The following is a 1,173-nucleotide window of genomic DNA, read 5'->3' on the forward strand; positions in this document are numbered from 1 at the left end:
CCCTTGTCCCCCCTGCCTCTGTGCCCCCTGTCCCCTGATTGACAAATAACCGACAACAAAGCACAAATAACAATGGAACTGACTAGGGACAAATAACTAATGAAAGCACAGGTCTTTAGAGGGGTTAATCAACTAAGCTACGAAGAAGTACCAGTACCGACATTAGCAGCGGATGAGGTATTGGTGCAGGTGCGGGTAGTGGGTTTGTGTCAGTCGGATATTAAAAAAATTCTTTATCCGCTTTATCAACCACCGCGCATTTTTGGACATGAGACTGCGGGAGTAATTTCTGCGGTGGGAGAGGCGGTAACAGACTGGCAAGTGGGACAACGGGTGGTGGTGATGCACCATATTCCTTGTATGCGTTGCGAGTATTGCTTGAATGAGAACTTCTCCATGTGTGAGGTTTACAAAAACATCACCACAACGGCAGGATTTGCGCCTAGTGGGGGTGGTTTTGCGGAATATGTGAAGGTTCCGGGACATATTGTTCGCAGTGGTGGGTTAATTCCCATTCCCGATGATGTAACTTTTGAGCAAGCGAGTTTTGTGGAACCGACTAACTGCTGTTTGAAGGCGGTGAAAAAGGCGGAAGTTAAACCGGGTGAGACGGTGCTGATTACTGGTGCAGGGCCGATCGGTTTAATGTTTATTATGTTGGTAAAATATTTTGGGGGGAGAGCGATCGCCACTGACTTGTTACCCTCGCGCATTGACAAAGCCTTAGCTGTAGGTGCAGAAGCCGCTTTTGATGCCCGCGATCCAGATTTACCTAAGAAAATTCAAGCTTTAACAAATGGTTTGGGAGTTAATACTACGTTGTTAGCCGTTCCCAGCGATAAGGCTTTTTTCCAAGCCTTAGATTGTACTCGCAAAGGTGGAAAGATTCTGTTTTTTGCTGAGTTTCCCGATGAAGTGGAAATTCCCATTAACCCAAATATTTTGTATCGTCGGGAAATTGATTTGATGGGTAGCTACAGTTCTTCTTTTCGGTTGCAATCTTTGGCTACTGACATTGTATTTAATCGTCGCATTGATGTGGATGCGTTGGTGAGCGATCGCTATCCTCTCCAAGACTTATCCCAAGCCGTAGCCAAAGCCGTTTCCCCAACGCCAGAGACTTACAAGATTCTCATTTATCCCTGATGGGGAGATGGGGAGATGGGGAGATGG

General features: G+C 46.5%; 1 protein-coding gene. It reads left to right on the forward strand.

Features of this window, described 5'->3' with window-relative positions; all coding sequences use genetic code 11:
- The first annotated feature begins 99 nt into the window (after positions 1-99).
- Positions 100-1,146: a zinc-dependent dehydrogenase gene (locus IQ264_RS32505; protein WP_193986922.1), complete on the forward strand. Its 1,047-nt coding sequence runs from the start codon at positions 100-102 to the stop codon at positions 1,144-1,146.
- Positions 1,147-1,173 lie beyond the last annotated feature (27 nt).

The organism is [Phormidium] sp. LEGE 05292, assembly GCF_015207735.1.
In the GTDB taxonomy this organism is placed as follows: domain Bacteria; phylum Cyanobacteriota; class Cyanobacteriia; order Cyanobacteriales; family Aerosakkonemataceae; genus Floridanema.

Bases quoted from the DNA above. Each gene is read 5' to 3' on its own strand.
- IQ264_RS32505 (WP_193986922.1), top strand. From the start codon at position 100: ATGAAAGCACAGGTCTTTAGAGGGGTTAATCAACTAAGCTACGAAGAA.